The following is a 15,399-nucleotide window of genomic DNA, read 5'->3' as shown; positions in this document are numbered from 1 at the left end:
TGCCTAATACCGGAAACAGATTTCATGAGTTTGAGAATCGCCTTTCTGGCCAGCGACGTTGACGTGGCACAGGATGCGCTGGCTGAGTTGAGCCGCCGCTACGGCCATGTGCCGCCGGATCAGGCCCAGGTGATCGTGGCGCTCGGCGGCGACGGCTTCATGCTGCGGACCCTTCATACCATGATCGATCACCCGGCGCCGGTTTACGGCATGAACCGCGGCACCGTCGGCTTTCTGATGAATGAGTACCGCGAGGACGGGCTGATCGAGCGGCTTGAGGAAGCGGTGCAGGAGATCATCAATCCGCTGTCGATGACCGCCATGGACCGCCGCGGCGAGGTGCACAAGGCGCTTGCGATCAATGAGGTCTCCCTGCTGCGTGCAGGCCCGCAGGCGGCGCGGCTGCGGATTTCTGTGGATGGCAGGATGCGGATGGAGGAGCTGGTCTGCGACGGCGCGCTGGTGTCCACCCCGGCGGGCTCCACCGCTTATAACTATTCAGCCCATGGCCCGATCCTGCCGATCGGATCGGATGTGCTGGCACTGACCGCCATTGCGGCTTTCCGGCCGCGGCGCTGGCGCGGGGCGCTTTTGCCCAGCAATGCGATGGTGCGCTTTGACGTGCTGGAGGCGGATAAGCGCCCGGTGATGGCCGATGCTGACTCGATTTCGGTGGCGGATATCGACTGGGTGGAGATCCGAACGGATACGCAAATCCGCCATAAAATCCTGTTCGATCCCGGCCACGGGCTGGAAGAAAGACTGATCTCCGAACAGTTTACCTGATTGTTTAACGCGGGGTTCACGAGTCTGTGAACCTCCCGGTAACCATTCCGTGCGAGGATTTATCCACAGGCTGGTGCTGTTGGCATCGCCTGAGGCTGCAAAGCCGATGAGCCGGACCGGCGGTTTTATGTGTTCCAGTTTTACGATTTGAGCCGGTCTGGCCCGGCACGCCTGCGCGTAGTCCTGCAGGCGGGAAGTGCCGCGCTGGTAGCGAGTGTCTTGGGTCAGCAAGGACCCCGGGAGGAGCTGAGGCTGCTCCCGGGGACTTCATACGCCTGTTCCCTCTTCGCAATTTGCGGGCTGCTGTGCTGCAGTGCGCAGGCTCTTGGAATGGCAAACGGGCGCGGAGGGCGACTGTCCGCTGCGGGGGCGGCTGGCAGGCCCGGTTAATTGGCCTGATTGACTGGCCCGCCAGGCTGGCCCACCAGGCTGGCCTGTCAGGCAGGCACGTGAGGCAGGCACGGCAATTAAGCCAGGCAATCAGGTATTGCAAACACGCCCGGCAAACTGGCACGATCTGCGCCTTCGCAAGCCGGATTGCCTTGGTGCCCGGGATGTCCGGGTTCCGGTCCACCCCGCACAGGTGCCTTGTGCTTTGGCTTGGCCATTCCGCCGATCTGCCAGCCCCTTCAATCTGCGGGGTCTCACGTCTCGGCAAAATCCGCGCGCGAATGGCGCTGCGGGGCGCAATGCCTGAAGTTCCCCGCAGGGCATGGCGGGCAGGGTGCTACACGCTGCCGCCCGCTGACATCTTCTGCCACAGCGGCAGGCACATGCGGCCGGCCCGGGCCTCAATTGCGGCGCAGGCGTCCACTGCCAGATCCTCGCGCCAGCGGCGGGCGGCGATTTGCACATTGACGGGCTGCGGTCCCTTGGGCAGCTCTGCCAGGCGGGCCGGGACCGAGGCGGCAGGCAGGCCGAGGAAATTCATCGCATAGGAATAGACCGCACAGCCCAGAACCTCATGCACGCCAGCCGCGCCTTCGGTGTCGCGGTCCGGCTTGAAGAACGGCTGCGGCAGGAAGGGCGAGAGCACCAGCGGGTAGTCCTCCATGAACAGCGACCATTGCCGCGCATAATGGGTCCGTTTGGCCATCATTTGCAGCAGTTCATCGTCGGCGAAGGGCGGGAACTCCTGAAAATAGACGGAAAAGATGTCGCGCACGGTCTGGGAGCCGGCCGCATCCACATCGTGTTTCATCAGTGCATAGATCTCACCCATCAGCGCCCGGTAGCCGGTGCGCCCGGCGTCAAACACGTTGGGGGGCTCGATCGCCTCTACCTGATAGCCCGCATCACGCAAAGCATCTCGGGCGAAATCCAGCGCGGCCTCGACCTCCGGGTGCAGGTCATAGCCGTGGGTGTTCTTGGTGAAGGCGACCCTGATTGGCCCCTCAGGAGCAGCGCCGCGCCAGGGCATCGGCACATGGAACGGGTCGCGGGGATCTGGCGCGATCAGCGAGGGCATCGACAGGTGCAAATCTTCGGCGCTGCGGGTGATCAGCCCCTGCACCGACATCAGCTGCGCCAGCAGGCCCCGTTCCGCCGTCTGGCTGGGGTTCCAGGCGGGCACCCGGCCAAGGCCAGGCTTGACCGTCACCGCGCCATTGGCGGCGGCAGGGAAACGCAATGACCCCCCGATGTCATTGCCGTGGGCCAGCGCTCCGATCCCGGCCATCACCGCCGCCCCCGCACCGCCGGAGGAGCCGCCGGGAGAGATGTGCCGCCCCCAGGGGTTGTGAGTACGTCCGTGCAGCGGGTTGTCAGTGTCGGCGCGAAAGGAAAATTCCGGCGTGTTGGTGCGCCCGATCACCACCGCACCGGCCCTTTGCAGGTTCTCCACAACAGGGGCATCTGCCGGGGCGATCAGGTCCTTCAGTGCAGCAACGCCGTTGGAAGTGGCGTGGCCCTTCTGATCGATGTTGATCTTGATGGTCACCGGCACTCCGTGCAGCGGGCCGGGTTCCTGGCCCTGTGCGCGTGCTTTGTCCAGCCTTTGCGCGCGCTCCAGCGCCTCGCTGCTCAGATCTTCGACTACGGCGTTCAGGGCCGGGTTCACCGCGTTCATGCGGTTTATCGAGGCCTGGATCGCGCCTTCCGCACTGACGTCGCCACCGCGTGTCAGGGTGGTCAGTTCCGTTGCGCTGAGGCGCCATAGGTCTTCATTTGCCATCTGCTCGTCTCCCTGTCCCGCAGCCTAGGCGGGCAGGGCGCAGTTGCAAGCAAAACCGGGCGGCAGGAAGCCGGAATTCTGCGAGAATTCCGGCCTGTTTTCCGGCGCGGAAAACAGGCTCCGCCTGCGGGCGGAGCCTCGAAAAATCCTCGCAGGATTTTTGCCCGTTTCCCGCGCCGGGAAACGGGCGCGTTATTTGGCGTAGCCGATACTCTGCAGCGCCACGGTGATCTCCTCCAGGATCGCGGGATCATCGATGGTTGCAGGCATTTTCCACGGTGTCCCGTCGGCGATGTTCACCATGGTGCCGCGCAGGATCTTGCCGGAGCGTGTCTTGGGCAGGCGGTCGACCACCACTGCCAGCTTGAAGGCGGCGACGGGGCCGATCTTCTCGCGCACCAGCTTGACGACCTCAGAGACAACTTCCGCACTGTCGCGGTCTGCACCGGCATTGAGGCAGAGGAAGCCCACCGGCATCTGCCCCTTGAGGCTGTCCGCCACCCCAATCACCGCGCATTCGGCGACATCCGGGTGGCCCGCCAGCACTTCCTCCATGCCGCCTGTGGACAGCCGGTGGCCCGCCACGTTGATCACATCATCGGTCCGCGCCATGATGTAGAGATAACCATCCTCGTCCTTCATGCCGGCATCGCCGGTCTCGTAATAGCCGGGGAAGGTGTTGAGGTAGCTCTTCTTGAAGCGGTCCCCGGCATTCCAGAGCGTCGGCAGGGTGCCCGGCGGCAGCGGCAGTTTCACAGCAATCGCGCCCAGTTCGCCCGGCGCCACCGGGTTGCCGCCCTCATCGAGGATATCCACCTCATAGCCCGGCATCGGTACGGCGGGAGAGCCGAGTTTCGTCGGCAGCTCCTCGATCCCCAAGGGGTTTGCCGCAATCGACCATCCGGTCTCTGTCTGCCACCAGTGGTCGACCACCGGCACCTTCAGCTGCTCTTGCGCCCAGGTGATGGTGTCCGGGTCCGCACGCTCGCCCGCCAGGTAGACCTGCTGCAGGCAGCTCAGGTCGTATTTCCTGACGTATTCGCCCTTGGGGTCTTCCCGCTTTACCGCGCGGAAGGCGGTGGGGGCGGTGAAGAAGCTTTTGACCTTATGCTCGGAAATCACCCTCCAGAAGGTGCCCGCATCCGGCGTGCCCACGGGCTTGCCCTCGAACACGATGGTGGTGTTGCCGTGGATCAGCGGCCCGTAGCAGATATAGCTGTGGCCCACGACCCAGCCCACATCGGACGCAGCCCAGAACACGTCGCCGGGATCGACGTTGTAGATGTTCTTCATGGTCCAGTTCAGCGCCACCAGCTGGCCTGCGGTGTGGCGGATCACCCCCTTGGGCTGGCCGGTGGTGCCGGAGGTATAAAGGATATAGGAGGGGTGGTTGCCCTCAACCGGCACGCATTCGGCAGGCTCCACACCGTACTGGAAGCCGTGCCAGTGCACGTCTCGGCCCGGGATCAGCTCTGCCACTTCCTGCTCGCGCTGGAAGATCACGCAGAAATCCGGCTTATGGCTGGCCAGGTCGATGGCGCCGTCCAGCAGCGGCTTGTAGTGCACGATCCGGCCCGGCTCGATGCCGCAGGAGGCGGCGATGATCGCCTTGGGCTTGGCATCGTCGATCCGTACCGCCAGCTCGTTGGAGGCAAAGCCGCCGAACACCACCGAATGAACCGCGCCGATGCGGGCGCAGGCCAGCATCGCCTCCAGCGCCTCGGGGATCATCGGCATGTAGATGATGACCCGGTCGCCTTTTTCCACGCCCTTGGCGCGCAGGGCGCCGGCCAGGGTGGCAACGCGGTTGCGCAATTCGACATAGGAGATTTCACGCTTGGTATGGGTGACCGGGCTGTCGTAGATGATCGCGGTCTGCTCGCCGCGGCCCTGTTCCACATGGCGGTCAACGGCGTTGTAGCAGGTGTTCACCTTGGCATCCGCAAACCATTCATAAAGACCGTCGCCCTTGTCAAACAGCGCCTGCTTCGGGGCCGCGTCCCAGCTGATCGACTGGGCTGCCTCCATCCAGAAGCTTTCCGGATCCTGTTTCCAGGCGGCGTAAATATCCTGATATCCCATGGTGTTCATCTCCTCCTGCCAATTGCGTAGGCGACAAAGCGGCGGGCGGGCAAGTTTTGCCGCGGCTTCACGCAAGGTTCGTCAAGGAATTTACAGGTTTTGGCCGGATTTGCGCGGATGATTTACTGAATTTACAGGGCCGCTCCGGTTTGCACCCTGCGTGTTTTGCAAAGTGGTATTTGCTGCAGAATAATCCGGAGTTGCGGAGAATTTTTGCAAACTTGCAAAAACTGGCTGCCGAACGAATGGAGCTGCCGCCGGGAATCACCCGCCTGAGGATTTGGCATAGCGGGGCAGGCTGTCCTTCAGCTCCAGCCAGCTCACATGGTCCGAATGGAACACATGGAACCTGGGCGGCATCTGGCTGGGGCTTTCCAGCGTCGCGGTATAAAGATGGATGTTCACCGGGTCGCGCGCGGTACGGTAGGCCATTTGGGTGCCGCAGGTGCTGCAGAACAGCCGCTCGACGCCTTCCGATGAAGTGTAGACCTTGGGGTCCGCACCGGACCAGTCCACGGCCTCATGCGGCAGCCCGAAAAATGCGGTGACAGGTGCCGCGCAGTTGCGGCGGCAGTCGGCGCAGTGGCAGTAGCAGCTCCAGGCCGCCTCGGCCCGGCTCTCCCAATGCACTGCGCCGCAGTGGCAATGGCCTCTCATTTCCGGTCTCCCTGATTGGGCGGCCGGCAAATGGGGCCGCGCAGTTAACCGTAGTGCGCGACCGGGGTGCCGGCAATGGCCGCCATGTTCAGAAGGCCCCGCGCGGTGATCGACGGCGAGACAATATGGGCGCGGTTGCCCATGCCCATCAGGATCGGCCCCACTTCCAGCCCGCCGGCCCGCATCTTGAGGATATTGCGCACGCCGGAGGCTGCATCGGCATGGGCAAAGATCAGCACGTTGGCCGCCCCCTCCAGCCGTGAATTGGGGAAGATCCGCTCGCGCAGTTCCGGGTCCAGCGCGGTGTCGATGTTCATCTCGCCCTCATAGACGAAATCGCGGCGCTTATCGTCGAGGATGTCGATTGCGGCACGCAGCCGGCTGCCGGTGTCGCAGGAGATATTGCCGAATTGCGACTGCGAACACAGCGCGATTTTCGGTGCGAGGCCGAAACGGCGCACATGGCGGGCAGCGCCTATCACGGTCTCGGCAATCTGCTCCGGCGTCGGCTCCACATGCACATGGGTGTCGGCGATAAACAGGGGGCCGTCTTCCAGGATCATCATCGACAGCGCGCCATGCGGCGAGTAGGTGCCGCCGCCCAGCACCTGCTGCACGTAATTCAGGTGCCAGCGGTATTCGCCGAAGGTGCCGCACAGAAGGCTGTCCGCCTCGCCGCGGTGCACCATGATGGCACCGATGGCGGTGGTGTTGGTGCGCATGATCGCCTTGGCCAGATCCGGCGTCACGCCGCGGCGCTGCATCACCTTGTGATAGCTGTTCCAGTAGTCGTAGTAGCGCGGGTCGTTCTCCGGGTTCACCAGCTGGAAATCACGTCCCGGGCGCACGTCCAGCCCCAGCCGTTCGCAGCGGCGCTCGATCACTTCCGGGCGGCCGATCAGGATCGGGGTCTCGGTGGTTTCTTCCAGGATGGCCTGGGCCGCGCGCAGCACCCGCTCATCCTCGCCCTCGCTGAACACGATCCGGCGGGCCGCGGCGCGGGCCGCCTCGAACACCGGGCGCATCAGCAGGGCCGATTTGAACACCGTCTGGTTCAGCTTCTGCTTATAGGCGGTGATGTCCTCGATCGGGCGGGTCGCCACGCCGCTTTCCATCGCCGCCTTGGCCACCGCCGAGGAGACCACCGCCACCAGCCGCGGATCAAACGGCTTGGGGATCAGGTAATCGGCGCCAAAGGTCAGCTGCTCGCCCTTATAGGCAGCTGCCGCCTCAGCCGAAGTGGTGGCGCGGGCGAGTTCGGCAATGCCGTCGACGCAGGCAATCTGCATTTCGTCGTTGATCTCCGTCGCCCCTACATCCAGCGCGCCCCGGAAGATAAAAGGGAAGCACAGCACATTGTTGACCTGATTGGGAAAATCGCTGCGCCCGGTGGCGAGGATCGCATCCGGTGCCACCTTGCGCGCCTGGTCGGGCATGATCTCCGGCGTCGGGTTAGCGAGCGCAAAGATGATCGGCCGCTTGCTCATCCTGGCGACCATGTCCGGCTTCAGCACATTGGGGCCGGAGAGGCCCAGGAACATGTCGGCGCCGTCCATCACCTCGTCCAGCGTGCGCTTGTCCGAGGCCTGGGCGAATGCCGCTTTCTGCGGGTTCATGTCCTCTTCGCGGCCCTCGTAGACCAGACCGTGAATGTCGCAGAGCCAGATGTTCTCGCGTTTGACACCCAGTTTCACCAGCATGTTCAGGCAGGCAATCCCCGCCGCGCCGCCGCCGGTGGAGACGATCTTGATGTCCTCGAACGACTTGCCGGCCACATGCAGCGCGTTCTTGGCGGCAGCCCCCACCACAATTGCGGTGCCGTGCTGGTCGTCGTGGAACACGGGGATATTCATCCGCTCGCGGCACAGCTTTTCCACCACAAAGCAGTCCGGCGCCTTGATGTCTTCGAGGTTGATGGCGCCAAAGGTCGGCTCCAGCGAACAGACGATATCGGCCAGTTTCTCCGGATCGCTCTCGTTCACCTCGATGTCGAAACAGTCGATGCCCGCGAAATTCTTGAACAGAACCGCCTTGCCCTCCATCACCGGCTTGGAGGCCAGCGCGCCGATGTTGCCGAGGCCCAGCACCGCAGAGCCGTTGGACACAACCGCCACCAGATTGCCGCGCGAGGTATAGCGCGCGGCATTGGCCGCATCCGCCTTGATCTCGATGCAGGCCTCCGCGACGCCGGGCGAATAGGCGCGGGACAGATCGCGGCCGTTGGCCATCGGCTTGGTTGCGCGGATCTCCAGCTTACCGGGGCGGGGGAACTCGTGATAGTTGAGTGCGGCTTGCCGCGTGCTCTGTGAATCGGACATCTGGCGCTCCTCGGAAAGGGTATTGTTTAGCGTTAAACCATTTTTCCTGCCGGAAACATAGCCCAAACTGACGCAAACAGACGCGGCGGCAGGGCGGCTGGCGGGTTCTTGCATAAACCTTGCCGCAAGGTCACTGTCCTGCCAACTGATCAGGGAGTGAAAAATGAGCGAAACAATCGCCGAGATCCGCCTGCCGACGGATGAGCTGCGTAATGACATTCCGTTTTATACCAAGGTTTTGGGCATGAAGATGGACATGATCTATCCGGCGGATGATCCGCGCACCGCAGTGTTCTCCGGCCACGGCCTGCGTCTCAGGATCGAAAAAGGAGCCGGGGAAAGCCCCGGCACTATCCGCATTCTGACTGAAGATCCTGATGGATTTGCCGAAGGACAGCGCCGCCTGACCGCACCCAACGGCACCAAGGTGGAGATCGAGGAACGCCACCCGCCGATGGTGATGCCGGAAACGGTGCACAGCTTCGTGGTCCGCCGCCTCAAGGATCAAGCGCCTTGGATCATCGGCCGCGCAGGCATGCACTACCGCGATCTGGTGCCGGACCGGCTGGGCGGCTCTATCATTGCCAGCCACATCCGCATCCCCGACGGCGGCCCGGTGCCGGATATGGTGCATTTCCACCGGGTCGGTTTCCAGCTGATCTTCTGCATCCACGGCTGGGTCGATGTGGTCTATGAGGACCAGGGCGAGAAGATGCGTCTGACGGCAGGCGATTGTTTCATCCAGCCGCCGGAAATCCGCCACCGGGTGCTGGAGGCCAGCGACAACGTGCAGGTGATCGAGATCGGCGTGCCGGCGGAGCACGTGACAGAGATCGACCACGGGATGACCCTGCCGACACCGCACTACCGCCCCGAACGGGAATGGCAGGGCCAGCGGTTCGTCTACAACAAGGCGGGAGGCGCCGAGTGGGTCCCGTTCCGCCTGCCGGGCTATGTCTGCCGTGACACCACGATTGCCGAAAACACCAAGGGCGTTGCTGGCGTGCAGGTGGTGCGCCGGGGTGAGGGCGATCCGCAGTGGGCGGCGCATGACACCGACATCCACTTTACGTTCGTGATGAACGGCGCGGTCACGCTGGAGGGCGAGGGGCGCGAGCCGTATCAGCTAGAGCAGGGCGATGCCTTTGTCATTCCGCCGGGGATGAAGACCCGCCTCAGCGCGCCGTCGGATGATGTGGAGCTGTTGGAGGTGACGCTGCCCGGGGTGTTCAACACCACGCTGGCCTGAACCTAGGGCGGCGCAAAGATCTGAATCCGGGGGCTTTCGCTTCCCGGAGCAATTCAGCTATCCTGCGGCATCTTGACCAAATGATCAAAAACCGGGGAATCGCCATGAGCCTCAAAGCCGCCGCTGCCGCTGTCCGTGAAAACGCCCACGCGCCCTATTCCAACTTCAAGGTCGGCGCCGCTGTCCGCTCCGCCTCCGGCCAGATCTATGTGGGCTGCAACGTCGAAAACGTGGCCTACCCCGAGGGCACTTGTGCCGAGGCCGGTGCGATTGCTGCGATGGTGGCGGCAGGGGAGAAAGAACTGGCGGAGGTCTACGTGATCGCCGATTGCCCGACCCCGATCACGCCCTGCGGCGGCTGCCGCCAGAAGATCAAGGAATTCGCCAGCGGAGACGTCAAGGTCATGATGGCCACCACCGACGGCGAGGAGCAGGAAACCACCATCGCCGCGTTGCTGCCCGGCGCCTTTGACGCGGACCATATGGAGCGCAGCTGATGGACGCCCGCGCCATCAACGCCTGCCTGCGCCGCGGTGAGACACCGGGTGAGGATGCGCTGCGCTGGTTTGCCGACGGCTTGGCCAGCGGTGCGGTTTCTGACGCGCAGGCCGGTGCCTTTGCCATGGCGGTCTGCCTGCAGGGCCTGAGTGTTGAGGGGCGCCGCGCCCTGACGCTGGCGATGCGCGACACCGGCGATGTGCTGGTGTGGGATCTGGACGGTCCGGTACTAGACAAGCACTCGACCGGCGGCGTGGGCGATTGCGTCTCGCTGCTGCTGGCGCCTGCGCTGGCAGCCTGCGGTGCTTATGTGCCGATGATCTCCGGCCGCGGGCTCGGCCATACCGGCGGCACGCTGGACAAGCTGGAGGCCATCCCCGGCGTCTCCACCAGCGTCAGCGAAGACCACCTGCGCCGCATGATGCAGGATATGGGCTGCGCCATCGTGGGTGCCACTGCGCAGATCGCGCCAGCGGACAAGCGGCTCTATGCGATCCGCGACGTGACCGCGACGGTGGAAAGCCTCGACTTGATCACCGCTTCGATCCTGTCCAAGAAACTGGCCGCCAGCCCGGATGCGCTGGTGCTGGACGTCAAGATCGGCTCCGGCGCTTTCATGAAAACCGCTGATGACGCGCGCGCGCTGGCGCAATCGCTGTGCGATACCGCCAATGCTGCGGGCTGCAAGACCTCCGCGCTGATTACTGACATGAACCAGCCGCTGGCGCCCGCGCTTGGCAATGCGCTGGAGGTGGCAGAGGTGATGCGGGTTCTGACCGGCGCTGCTGCCGGACCGCTGGCGGAAATCACCGCAGTTCTCGGTGGCGAGCTTTTGGTGCTCGCAGGCCTCGCAGCGGATGCAGAGGCCGGTGCGGCCCGGATCAGCGCTTCTCTCAGCGACGGCCGCGCGGTGGAGCGCTTTGCCAGGATGATTGCCGCCATGGGCGGCCCGGCCGATTTTGCCGTTCGCTGGCGGGATCACCTGCCGGTCGCGGACGTGGTGCGCGAAGTGAAGGCGCCAGTTGCCGGGCATGTCTCCGCCATGAACGGCGAGGCGCTTGGCCTCGCGGTTGTTGCCCTCGGCGGCGGCCGCATGGTGGAAAGCGACCGCATTCATCCGGGTGTCGGGATTTCGGATATTGTCCGCCTCGGCCAGTCCATCGGGGCAGGGGACACCCTTGCCCGGATACATGCGGCCAGCAATGATGCGGCAGAGATGGCAGAGGCTGCGTTTCTTGCTGCGATAGCCATCGGCGATGCGCCGGGCAGCCTGCCTCTGGTTCACGAAAGGATCTCCTGATGCCCCGTGCCTTCCTTGTGGTGATGGATTCCGTTGGAATCGGCGGCGCGCCGGATGCTGGTACATTCTTCAATGGTGATCTGCCGGACCTCGGTGCCAATACGCTGGCCCATATCGCGCAGGCCTGCGCCGCGGGCGAGGCAGAGGACGGCCGAAGCGGTCCGCTCGACGTGCCGCACATGGAACGCCTCGGCCTCGGCGCAGCGATGCGGCTGGCGTCATCGGTGCCGTTTCCCGGCCTGGACGCAGAGCCGCAGGGCCGTTGGGGCTGTGCCAGCGAACTCAGCCGCGGCAAAGACACGCCGTCCGGTCATTGGGAACTGGCAGGCCTGCCGGTGCCCTGGGACTGGCACTATTTCCCCGATCAGGCGCCGTCGTTCCCCGATGATCTGACCTCCATTGTCGCGGAGCAGGCGGGCACCGATGGAATCCTTGGCAACTGCCACGCCTCCGGTACGGTGATCCTTGATGATCTGGGCGCCGAGCACATGCGCACCGGCAAACCGATCTGCTATACCTCCGCCGACAGCGTCTTTCAGATCGCCGCGCATGAAGAGACCTTTGGCCTCGACCGCCTGCTGAAGCTCTGCGAGGCCATTGCCCCGCGCCTGCATGCCATGAAGGTGGGCCGGGTCATCGCGCGTCCTTTCCTGGGCTCGGCAGAAGAGGGCTTCACCCGCACCACCAATCGCCGCGACTATGCGATCACCCCGCCAGCCCCGGTGCTGACCAACTGGGTGCAGGACGCAGGCCGCAAGGTGCACGCGATTGGCAAGATCGGCGACATCTTTTCCATGTCCGGTATCGGCACCCTGAAGAAAGGCGCCGACGCCCAGCTGATGCAGCATCTGTTTGACGCGGTGGAGACGTCGGAGGACGGCAGCCTGACATTTGCCAATTTCGTCGAGTTCGACAGCCTGTTCGGCCACACCCGCGACATTGCCGGCTATGCCCGCGCGCTTGAGTGGTTTGACGCAGAACTGGGCCGCTTGCTGCCGCGCTTGCGTCCGGGCGACCTGCTGCTGCTGACCGCCGATCACGGCAACGACCCCAGCTGGCCCGGCTCTGACCACACCCGCGAACAGGTGCCGGTGCTGATCGCGGGGCTTGACGCAGGCCCCATCGGGCAGGTCAAATTCGCCGATGTGGCGGCCTCCATCGCCGCCCATCTGGATGTGCCTGCCCAACGCCCCGGCAAAAGCTTTCTTTGACCCCATGGTCAAAACACGCTTGCCTGCCGCGGCCAAGCCCGTAAAAGCGCGGAAAGCCAAACACTAGGAGTGCCCCATGACCGACCACCTGACCGTTGTTGATCACCCGCTTGTGCAGCACAAGCTGACCCTGATGCGGGACAAGGGCACGTCCACGGCTGGTTTCCGCCGGCTGCTGCGCGAGATCACCCAGCTGCTGGCCTATGAGATCACCCGCGAGATGCCGCTGACCACCACCAGCATCGAAACTCCGATGGAAGAGATGGAGGCGCCGATCCTGGCGGGCAAAAAGCTGGCGCTGGTGTCGATCCTGCGCGCGGGCAACGGCATGCTGGACGGTGTGCTGGAGCTGATCCCCTCGGCCCGGGTCGGTTTTGTCGGCCTGTACCGCGACGAGGAAACCCTGGAGCCGGTTCAGTATTACTTCAAGGCACCCGAGGGGCTGAAGGACCGGCTGGTCATCGCTGTGGACCCGATGCTGGCCACCGGCAACAGCTCCGCCGCCGCCATTGATCTGCTGAAGGAGGCCGGCGCAAACAACATCCGCTTCCTGTGCCTGCTGGCCTCTCCCGAAGGCGTTGAGCGCATGAAGCAGGCCCACCCGGATGTGCCGATCGTGACCGCCTCCCTGGACCGCGAGCTGAACAAGAAGGGCTATATCCTGCCCGGGCTTGGCGATGCGGGCGACCGGATGTTCGGCACCAAATAACCTAACGGCGCCAGGGCGGGGCGGACCTGTCCTGGCGGCCCAATCCGGCGGCGGGATGTGAATTGGTTTCAATTCATGCAAAAAATACCTGCATAAAGACTTATTGTTGCTGCGGAATCTTTACTCACAGGCAAGTTTCGGGCATCCTGAAGCCACATTTTGTGGGGCTCAGGAATGAAAATAACTAGAATTATTGCACTGGCCATCATCGCGGGGACAAGCAGCGCAGCGGGTATACAGGCACAAACCCTGCGCGACGCCAGCCCGCCCGCCGAATACCCGCCGCTCTCCTATAAAGGGAAGCAGTATGTCGACAGCCGCGGCTGCATCTACATCCGGGCGGGCCTTGACGGGGATGTGAACTGGGTGCCGCGGGTCAACCGCGCCCGCAAGCAGCTTTGCGGCTATGCCCCGACCCGGGTTGCCGGAACCACCCAGCAGCGGCAGACCGCGTCAAAACCGGAACAGATCACCCTGGAACCCAGCCAGCAGCCCGCGCCGGCCGCTGCGCAGCCAAGCGTGGCCACAACCGCCAAGCCGGTCCGCAAACCGCAGCCGGCCAGTGTCCAGCCTGCTACGGTTGCGGCAGTGCCCGCGGCCCCCGCGCAGCCAGTCCAAAAAGCTGCGCCAGCCGCTGCAAAACCCGCCGCTGCGCCGCCGCCTGCAAGCAATGCGGGCTGCGCAGACCTGTCCGGCGTCAGCCGCCAGTACAGCAATTCCGCTGATGTGCGCTGCGGCCCGCAGGAGGAGCCGCCGGTCAGCTTTGGCGGACCGCAGTCCTCTGTGCGGATCACGCCCAACACCCGCGTGGTGCAGACGCATATCTACCAGGACCGCCGTCTCAGCAACAGCTTCCAGGTGCCCAAGGGCTACCGCCCGGTCTGGACTGACGGACGGCTCAATCCGCAGCGGGCAGAGCGCACCGTGCGCCCGGCGGTGATCGTCAGCAACGTCCAGGCCCCGGCGGGGTACGAGGTGGTGGAGCGGCAGGATGGCCGGATGAATCCGATGCGCGCAATGCGCACACCGGACGGCGACGCGCAAATGGCGCAGATCTGGACCCGCGGTGTGCCGCGCAAACTGGTTCAGCCGCCGCTGGACCGTCCGGTAGTCACGTTGCCGCGCACTGCGCGTGTCAGCCCGGCTGAGGCCCGGCCGAAGGGCCTGCGCCTGTCTACCCGCTCCGCTCCCGGTGCCGCGGCGCCGGAACAGGCAGCAGTCAGCCGCCGTTATGTCCGGGCAGCAACCTATGCCGATCCAGCCCGGGCCAAGGCTGCAGCCCGCAAACTGGCGGCCTCTGGCCTGCCGGTGCGTCTTGGATCCGTCAGCCGGAAGGGCCAGCCATACAAGGTGGTTCTGGCAGGGCCCTACCAGGATGACGGCCAGGCTGCCACGGCGCTGGCCAAGGCGCAGCGCGCCGGTTTCAGCGGCGCCAGGCTCAGCAAATAAGATAAAGAATTGCCATTTGGACAGGCCGGGCCGCTGCCCGGCCTTTTTTTGCGGCCCAAAATAGGGCCTGTCCCTAGCGCCGGCGGCAGGTGAAAATGACCGCCTCGAGCGGCATCCTGAGCGGCGGCGGCCCGAAGCGGTCCCGTAAGGCGTCCAGAATGGCGCTGGCAATCTCATCAGGGTCAACACCGCCGCGGGAACGGATCTCGTCGATCATCGGATTGCCATAGACCAGGGCCTCGGCAAATTTCTCGGGGTCCTCTATCGTCTTGTTCAAGGAGACGGTTTCGTGAGCGGCTTCTGACCAGTCTTCGCTGTTCAGATCCGCGGTCACTGCCGATGGCAGGCCGTAATGAAAGGGCACCTTGTAAAAGCCCGGCGGATCATTGGGGAAGAACTGCGCCGCCACGGTGTCGGCAATCCCGGCAAACGGGTTCTGCGCCATGGGTGCCCAGACATTGAAGATGTAGTGCCCGCCGGGCCTAAGAACGCGCGCGGCCTCTTGGAAGGCGGCGGCTTTGTCCGGGAAGAACATGACACCGAACTGGCAGGCGATCAGATCAAAACTGCCATCGCCAAACGGCAGGGCCATCGCGTCGGCGGGCTGGAAGGCGGCATTGGTGGTATCAGAGAGTTTCGCTTTTGCCAGCGCCAGCATCGGCTCGTTCAAATCCGTGATGGTCAGCCTGGTTTCCGGTGGCAGCTTGCGACGCAGCCGCTGCGAAACGATGCCGGTTCCTGCAGCAAGCTCCAGAACGTCCTGGACGGCAAGCGCACCGCAGCGCGCCGCCAGCTCATCGGCAAAATTGAAGAAGATCACTGGCCCGAGGCCGCTGTCGTAGTAACCCGGGATGTCTCCGGTGAAACTGGATGAATTTTCCGGCATGCCTCACGTCCCCCCATGATGCGTTTGCGCTGATTTGACGATCCTAGCAGATCCGGCGCATTTTCGCGATTGGCGGGGGAG

General features: G+C 64.2%; 12 protein-coding genes. 7 read left to right on the top strand and 5 right to left on the bottom strand.

The features are described 5' to 3' along the window. The first annotated feature begins 24 nt into the window (after positions 1-24). Positions 25-786, top strand: a complete 762-nt coding sequence (locus K3725_RS10465; RefSeq protein WP_260015289.1) for an NAD kinase — start codon at positions 25-27, stop codon at positions 784-786. 727 nt (positions 787-1,513) lie between these two features. On the opposite strand, the gene K3725_RS10460 is transcribed toward K3725_RS10465, so the two are convergent. The 4 genes from K3725_RS10460 to K3725_RS10445 form a co-directional block, all read right to left on the bottom strand. Next, entirely contained in the window at positions 1,514-2,959 is a 1,446-nt protein-coding gene (locus K3725_RS10460) for an amidase family protein (RefSeq protein WP_260015288.1), read from the bottom strand. Between the two features lie 192 nt (positions 2,960-3,151). Then, positions 3,152-5,041, bottom strand: coding sequence for a propionate-CoA ligase PrpE (prpE, locus tag K3725_RS10455; protein WP_260015287.1), 1,890 nt, complete (start codon positions 5,039-5,041; stop codon positions 3,152-3,154). A gap of 264 nt (positions 5,042-5,305) precedes the next feature. Next, the gene (locus K3725_RS10450) at positions 5,306-5,698 is read right to left on the bottom strand and encodes a GFA family protein (protein WP_260015286.1); all 393 of its coding nucleotides are present in this window, start codon (positions 5,696-5,698) and stop codon (positions 5,306-5,308) included. Positions 5,699-5,742: 44 nt separating this feature from the next. Continuing rightward, on the bottom strand, positions 5,743-8,016 hold the full coding sequence (locus tag K3725_RS10445) for an NADP-dependent malic enzyme (protein WP_260015285.1): 2,274 nt from the start codon (positions 8,014-8,016) through the stop codon (positions 5,743-5,745). A 163-nt stretch (positions 8,017-8,179) separates the two neighbouring features. Between K3725_RS10445 and K3725_RS10440 the strand changes: the two genes are divergently transcribed. The 6 genes from K3725_RS10440 (at position 8,180) to K3725_RS10415 (ending at position 14,432) form a co-directional block, all read left to right on the top strand. Beyond that, positions 8,180-9,265 carry a cupin domain-containing protein gene (locus tag K3725_RS10440; protein ID WP_260015284.1) on the top strand — a complete coding sequence of 362 codons (1,086 nt, stop codon included), beginning with the start codon at positions 8,180-8,182 and terminating at the stop codon, positions 9,263-9,265. An 80-nt stretch (positions 9,266-9,345) separates the two neighbouring features. Then, positions 9,346-9,762, top strand: coding sequence for a cytidine deaminase (locus K3725_RS10435; protein ID WP_260015283.1), 417 nt, complete (start codon positions 9,346-9,348; stop codon positions 9,760-9,762). Beyond that, positions 9,762-11,063 (top strand): thymidine phosphorylase, encoded by a 1,302-nt coding sequence (locus K3725_RS10430; protein WP_260015282.1) that lies wholly within the window; start codon positions 9,762-9,764, stop codon positions 11,061-11,063. The genes K3725_RS10435 and K3725_RS10430 overlap by 1 nt, the downstream gene beginning before the upstream one ends. Next, positions 11,063-12,274 carry a phosphopentomutase gene (locus K3725_RS10425; protein WP_260015281.1) on the top strand — a complete coding sequence of 404 codons (1,212 nt, stop codon included), beginning with the start codon at positions 11,063-11,065 and terminating at the stop codon, positions 12,272-12,274. Before K3725_RS10430 ends, K3725_RS10425 begins: the two co-directional genes overlap by 1 nt. 76 nt (positions 12,275-12,350) lie before the next feature. Then, the gene (upp, locus tag K3725_RS10420; RefSeq protein WP_065266360.1) at positions 12,351-12,983 is read left to right on the top strand and encodes a uracil phosphoribosyltransferase; all 633 of its coding nucleotides are present in this window, start codon (positions 12,351-12,353) and stop codon (positions 12,981-12,983) included. A gap of 174 nt (positions 12,984-13,157) precedes the next feature. Further along, positions 13,158-14,432: an SPOR domain-containing protein gene (locus K3725_RS10415; protein ID WP_260015280.1), complete on the top strand. Its 1,275-nt coding sequence runs from the start codon at positions 13,158-13,160 to the stop codon at positions 14,430-14,432. Positions 14,433-14,505: 73 nt separating this feature from the next. Here the strand turns inward: K3725_RS10415 and K3725_RS10410 are convergent, their stop codons facing one another. Then, entirely contained in the window at positions 14,506-15,318 is an 813-nt protein-coding gene (locus K3725_RS10410) for a class I SAM-dependent methyltransferase (protein WP_260015279.1), read from the bottom strand. Between the last annotated feature and the right edge of the window lie 81 nt (positions 15,319-15,399).

Source organism: Leisingera sp. S132 (assembly GCF_025144465.1).
GTDB lineage: Bacteria > Pseudomonadota > Alphaproteobacteria > Rhodobacterales > Rhodobacteraceae > Leisingera.
Note: the sequence above shows the minus strand (reverse complement) of the source record. Positions and strands in the feature narration are given on the sequence as shown.